The sequence below is a fragment of the Pseudomonas sp. GW821-FHT07E12 genome, from assembly GCF_058986605.1.
In genome coordinates, this window is record NZ_JBYSVX010000042.1 from 41475 (window position 1) to 48013 (window position 6539).

The window sequence follows — 6539 nt, forward strand, 5'->3', positions numbered from 1 at the left end:
TTGGGAACCGGTATTTCAGGGGAGCAGCGTTGAAAGTTTCTCACGCGTGCTCCGCAACGAGAAATGCTGGAGCACGATCTGTTGCCCGTTGTCGGATAGCTGCTGCCAGAGTCCCGAGTCCTCGTGCGCGCGGAGTGCGGCTTCAGCGATCGTGGCTGCGTCTGTGCCGATCAGTGCATCAATGCCTGCGCGCAGGTGCATGCCCTCGGCACCGTTCGGTGTGGTGACCACGGGAAGGCCGTGGGCCATGGCCTCGCTGATTTTGCCCTTGACGCCGGCGCCGAAACGCAGCGGCGCCAGACTGACTCGGCAGGAGGACAGCAGCGGCGTGAGTGTCGGGAGATGCCCGTGGAAACTTACGCCTGGATAAGCATGCGGATCGACTCGCAGTGCTTCGGCCAGGCCCGAACCAACCAAGTGCAAGTGCGCGTGCCCGAGCTGGGAGCAGATGCGCGGAAAAATGTCCCGCAGCAACCAATCCGCGGCGTCGAGATTCGGTGGATGGCGGCCGCCGCCGACAAACATGAAGCCGGCGCGTCCTGCAAATGGCGCGATGTCTTCAACCGTTGCGTGCAGATTGGGAATTACCTCGAGGCGCGTGCTGGAAACTTGCTCTTGCAGGTAATCCTTTTCTGCCGGGCTCACTACCCATGCCATGTCGGCCAATCCGATGGCATTAAGTTCGTGTCGGCGCGTCGCGGCTGCAGCGCTACGAAGTCCAGCATTTCCGCGCAGCTCCGCCTCGCGTAGTTCGCGGAGGTGATGCAGATCCACGGTATCGAGGATGTGCAGGCAGTGTGGCAGCAGCTTGCGCAACAACGGTAGCCAAACAAGACCGAGGTGGTAACGACAGACGATTGTGGCGCAGTAGTCGTCCGGATTTTCGGTGAGCCAGTGCGGGTACGAACCCGTCCGTGGGGACGTATCGACACCGATGGTGCGTAGTTCGTCGATTTCACTCGGCGTGGGAGTGCGTCCTTCGCAATGCAGGGTTACCGCGTAACCAAGCGATACCAGCAGGCGCATCAAATTCTGGCAGCGCACAGAGCCGGAGTCGCGATCGGGTCGCGGCGGTTCTGTATCGACGATCAGGATGCGCCGGCCTGGCATGGCTCGAAGTGGCTCTGTGCCGCCATCGGCAATGCCTTGCCTGGGTGCCGGTGAGCGTGCTGGAAGCGTCGGGATGGAGCGAGGACGGACCAGCTCGGCAAGTCCACGAGAATGCAGCGCGATACGCGCTCTATGCAGCTTCGAGCGCTGCTGGCGCCACTGGAACGCTAGATAAACACGAAGGAAATCCGTCAGCGACATCTGGCCATGCTTGTGCGGAACGGGACCAACGGGCATGCAGGTTGAGCTAGACTCGCGAGAATCCCCATTCTTGCATATCCGTGGCGTACCGCGCAGAAGACGATTTCGACGAAGAGGCAGACGACATGCGGCCGGACGCACCCGACTGGCGCAACCGGCTGATCCTGTGGGGGCTTGCGGCACTGGCGCTTGCGCTGGGTTTCCTCATTCCCTACACGCTGTACCTGAACGGTCAGGTCACCCAGCGCTTCGGCGAACTGCGTTGGCAGATCCCGACCCGGGTGTATGCGCGTCCGCTGGTGCTGGCGCCGGGCAAGGCACTCGATGCCAAGACCCTCAAGACTGAACTGGATGCGGCTTCTTACCGCGATGACGGTGCCGGCAAGCTGCCCGGTACCTATCAGCAGGACGGCGGCCGGTTCGTGATCTCCAGTCGTGGCTATGTCGATGTGGACGGCCGTGTGCCGGCGCGCAGGATCGAGGTCAACGTGGCTGGCGGCAGTGTGGCTGGGTTGCGCGACAGCGCCAGCCGCAACGGCATCAATAGCGCGCGCCTGGACCCGGCGCGGATTGCCACGCTGTATGGGCAGAAGCAGGAAGAGCGCCGGCTGGTGCGGCTGGAGGAAGTGCCCGAGCTGCTGGTCACCGGCCTGCAGGCGGTCGAGGATCGCGATTTCAACTATCACCATGGCATCGACTTGAGCGGCATGGCGCGCGCGGCGTGGGTGACGCTGCGCAGCGGCGGCCACACCCGCCAGGGTGCCAGCACCCTGACCCAGCAGCTGGCGCGCAGCGGCCTGCTCGGGATCGGCAAGGAACAGACGGTCACCCGCAAGTTCAACGAGATCCTGTATGCGCTGATCATGGAGGCGCGTTACGACAAGCGCACCATCCTTGAGGCCTACCTCAACCAGGTCTATCTGGGGCAGCGTGGGGGTCAGGCGGTGCACGGCATGTCCTCCGGCGCGGAGTTCTGGTTCGGTCGCGAGCTGGGCTCGCTGACCACCGAGCAGGTGGCGTTGCTGATCGGTCTGGTGAAGGGGCCGTCCTACTACGATCCGCGCCGCTCGCCCGAGCGTGCGCTGGACCGGCGCAACTTTGTGCTCGGCAAGCTGCGCGAGAGCGGCCTGATCGACGATGCCGAGTACAAGCGCGCGCTGGCCGCGCCGCTGGGCGTGCCGGAAGAGCCCGGTCTGGTCGCCGCCAACCGCTTCCCGGCCTATATCGATCTGGTACGCCGCCAGCTTGCCCATGACTATCCGGAGAGTGCGCTGCAGGGCGCCGGTTTGAGCGTGCTGACCGGCATGTCGCCGTCCGCCCAGGCCTATGCCGAAGGCGCGGTGACGCGCACGATCAAGTCGCTGGAGAGCAAAAAGCGTCCGCCGCTGCAGGCCGGGCTGGTGCTGACCGACGTGCACAACGGCGACGTGCTGGCCGTGGTCGGCAGTCGCGATGTGTCCACGCCCGGCTTCAACCGCGCGGTCGAGGCGCAGCGGCAGGTGGGTTCGTTGCTCAAGCCGTTCGTCTACCTGCTGGCGCTGGCCTCGCCGGATCGCTGGTCGCTGTCCAGCTGGGTCGACGATTCGCCGGTGACGGTGCAGCTCAGCCGCGGCCGTACCTGGTCGCCGGGCAATTCCGACAACCGCAGCCATGGCACGGTGCGGCTGGTCGATGCGCTGGCACATTCCTACAACCAGGCCACGGTGCGGGTCGGCATGCAGGTCGGGCCGGAGCGGGTGGCGCAGCTGATCCATGTGCTGGCCGGTGTGCAGGCCGAGGTCAATCCATCATTGATCCTCGGTGCCACCGATCAGAGCCCGTACGCGATGGCGCAGCTGTATCAGTTCCTCGCCTCGGGCGGCGAGATCCAGCCGCTGCATGCGGTGCGTGGCGTGCTCGATCCGCAGGGCAAGCTGCTCAAGCGCTACGACAAGACACCGGCGCCGGCGCAGGACGGCGACTCGATCGCCGCCAACCTGATCGGCGTCGGATTGCAGCAGGTGGTCAGCAATGGCACCGGCCACCAGTTGCTCAATGACGGCCTGGGCCGTCTGACGCCGGCCGGCAAGACCGGTACCTCCAACGATGGTCGTGACAGCTGGTATGCCGGCTACACCGGCGACCACCTGGCGGTGATCTGGATGGGCAACGACCAGAACGCGCAGACCGGTCTGTACGGTGCCACCGGCGCGATGCGGGTGTGGTCGGGCATCTTCACGCGACTGCCGAGTGCGCCGTTGCGGGTCACCGGCAAGGGGCTGGATTGGCAGTGGGTCGAGCCGACCGGCTCGGCGGCGACCGATCCGTCATGCCCGGGGGCACGCCAGTTCCCGTTCGTCGCCGGTTATGCTCCTGCGCATATGCCGTGCAGCGCCGGGGTGGCGCCGGTTGCGGAGGATGGCCAGGGCGAGAGCGGCGGCGGTTGGCGCAGCTGGTTCGGACTGGACAAGAAGGACGCGCCGGCACAACCGGCGTCCGAACACCCGTCACGAGATCAATAGTCCATGTTGAACCTGCGTTACGCCCTTGCCGCCGTTGTTTCCGTCATTGCGCTGTCGGCCTGCACCAGTGCGCCGCCGCCGCCGCCGGCGGCACCGGTCGATACCACCACGCCAGCGCAGCGCATGGCCGCGATCGACAAGATCGCAGGCGTCGACGACACCGAGCTGTCGGTGCAGCCGCTGCGCGATCCGCAGGTCGGCGACCTGTACGAGATGGCGCAGGCCAAGCGTACAAAGGGCGATCTCGCCGGCGCTTCCGCCGCGCTCGACCAGGCATTGAAGCTGGTGCCGAACGATCCAGGCGTGTTGCAGGAACGCGCCGAACTCGCCCTGCTGCTGCAGGATTACGCTGGCGCCGAGCGCTTCGCCAAGCAGGCGATCGATCTCGGCTCCAAGACCGGCCCGCTGTGCCGCCGGCACTGGGCGACGATCGAACAGTCGCGGCTGGCGCGTGGCGAGAAGGAAAACGCCGCTTCCGCGCAGGCGCAGATCGAGAGCTGTACGGTGCCGGGGATCAAGCGCTACTGAGGACCGTGATGGGTGATTCGTGATTGGTGATTCGCAAGAGCAACGTCACCTGCTCCTGATTGCGAAGCCACGCGAGCCTTCGTTTTTTCGAATCACGAATCACGAATCACCCATCACGAATCACATGTCCTTGCTAGCCACCGCCAGCCGCGAAGCCCTCAGCGAGGGTGGAGCGCTTGCCAGCCGTCTTGATGCGTTCACGCCGCGTCCGGCGCAGTTGCGCCTGACCGAGGCGATCGCCGATGCGTTCGACCAGCGCGATGTGCTGCTGGCCGAGGCGGGTACAGGTACCGGCAAGACCTTCGCGTATCTGGTGCCGGCGCTGCTGTCGGGGTTGAAGACCATCATCTCCACCGGCACCCGCGCGCTGCAGGACCAGCTCTATCACCGCGATCTGCCGCGTGTGCGCGCCGCGCTCGGGGTCGGTCTGCAGACCGCGTTGCTGAAAGGGCGCGCCAACTACCTGTGCAAGTACCGGCTGCAGCAGGCGCGCGGCGAACCGCGGTTTGCCACGCCCGAGCAGGTCGCGCAGTTCCAGCGCATCCTCGCCTGGAGCGGGCGTACCCGCGCCGGTGACATGGCCGAGCTGGAGGCGTTGTCGGACGACTCGCCGCTGCTGCCGATGGTGACTTCCACCGTCGACAACTGCCTGGGCACCGATTGCCCGTTCTGGAGCGAGTGCTTCGTCGTGCAGGCGCGCCAGCGTGCGCAGGCGGCCGACCTGGTGGTGGTCAACCATCATCTGCTGCTGGCCGATCTGGCGCTCAAGCAGGAGGGCTTCGGCGAGATCCTGCCGGGCGCGCAGGCATTTGTGATCGATGAAGCGCACCAATTGCCGGAGCTGGCGGCCAATTTCTTCGGCGAGAGCTTCGGCATGCGGCCGTGGCAGGAGCTGGCGCGTGATTGCATGGCCGAGTCGAGGCTGGTCGCCGGTGCGCAGCCCGCCTTGCAGGAGCCGGTGCGCATGCTCGACGAGGCATTGCGCGCGTTGCGTGTGGCGATGGAAGGCCTGCCACCGCGCGGTACCCAGTGGCGTGCGCTGGCCAAGCCGGACGTGCGCGACGGGTTCGACGAAGTGATGACCGCACTGGCACGGCTGGGCGAAGCGTTGCAGCCGCTGCGTGATGCTTCGCCGGGGCTGGATGGCTGCTCGGCGCGCGCGGTGGAAGCGCGCAATCGGTTGTCGCGGTGGTTGGGTGAAGAGCAGGGATTGGGGATTGGGAATTGGGGATTGGGTGACGTCAACGGCACCGATGGCCCTGCTTCTGCGAATCTCGAATCCCGAATTCCGAATCCCGACGTTCTCTGGTACGAACTGAGCCCGCGCGGTTTCCGCTGCCAGCGCACGCCGCTAGACGTTTCCGGTCCGCTGCGCGAGCACCGCGAGAAGACCCGTGCGGCCTGGGTGTTCACCTCGGCGACGCTGGCGGTGGATGGCGATTTCGAGCACGTGGCCACACGCTTGGGTCTGCGTGATCCGCTGACGTTGCTGCAGCCCAGTCCGTTCGACTGGGCGCGGCAGGCGCTGTGCTATCTGCCGCCCGGCCTGCCGGACCCGGGCGCGCGTGGTTTCGGCACCGCATTGATCGCCGTGCTGCGGCCGGTGCTGGAGGCTTCGGAAGGGCGCGCATTCCTGCTGTTTGCCTCGCATCGCGCGCTGCGCGAGGCTGCCGAAGCGTTGCGCGATGGGCCGTGGCCGTTGTTCGTGCAGGGCGAGGCACCGCGTGCGACGCTGCTGGAACGCTTCCGCGCCTCCGGCAACGGCGTGCTGCTCGGCAGCGCCAGCTTTCGCGAAGGCGTGGATGTCGTGGGTGAGGCGCTGAGCGTGGTGGTGATCGACAAGCTGCCATTCGCCGCGCCGGACGAGCCGGTGTTCGAGGCGCGCCTGGACGCGATCCGGCGCGAGGGCGGCAATCCATTTCGCGACGAGCAGTTGCCGCAGGCGGTGATCGCGCTCAAGCAAGGCGTTGGCCGGTTGATCCGCAGCGAGAGCGATCGCGGCGTGCTGGTGCTGTGCGATCCGCGGCTGCTGTCCAAGGGGTATGGGCGCAAGTTCCTGGATTCGTTGCCGCCGTTCGCCAGGACGCGTGAGATCGATGAGGTACGGGCGTTTTTCGGTATGACGCCCTCCTCGTAGGAGCGGCTTCAGCCGCGATGGGCTTTACCGGTAAGGCCCTGTCTCTTCTCCACATCTGACGC

At 66.1% G+C, this 6539-nt stretch carries 4 protein-coding genes; 3 read left to right on the forward strand and 1 reads right to left on the reverse strand.

The window, feature by feature from the left end; translation table 11 throughout:
- Nucleotides 1-15 precede the first annotated feature (15 nt).
- Nucleotides 16-1311, reverse strand: a complete 1296-nt coding sequence (locus AC3WJE_RS18535) for a glycosyltransferase family 4 protein (RefSeq protein ID WP_493732302.1) — start codon at nt 1309-1311, stop codon at nt 16-18.
- An 80-nt stretch (nt 1312-1391) separates the two neighbouring features.
- Between AC3WJE_RS18535 and mrcB the strand changes: the two genes are divergently transcribed.
- The 3 genes from mrcB to yoaA all read left to right on the forward strand — a co-directional run bounded on the left by mrcB (nt 1392) and on the right by yoaA (nt 6477).
- On the forward strand, nt 1392-3812 hold the full coding sequence (gene mrcB / locus AC3WJE_RS18540) for a penicillin-binding protein 1B (protein ID WP_493732303.1): 2421 nt from the start codon (nt 1392-1394) through the stop codon (nt 3810-3812).
- A gap of 3 nt (nt 3813-3815) precedes the next feature.
- Nucleotides 3816-4340 (forward strand): tetratricopeptide repeat protein, encoded by a 525-nt coding sequence (locus tag AC3WJE_RS18545; RefSeq protein ID WP_493732304.1) that lies wholly within the window; start codon nt 3816-3818, stop codon nt 4338-4340.
- 124 nt (nt 4341-4464) lie between these two features.
- Nucleotides 4465-6477 (forward strand): DNA repair helicase YoaA, encoded by a 2013-nt coding sequence (gene yoaA / locus AC3WJE_RS18550; protein ID WP_493732305.1) that lies wholly within the window; start codon nt 4465-4467, stop codon nt 6475-6477.
- The last annotated feature ends 62 nt before the right edge of the window (nt 6478-6539 follow it).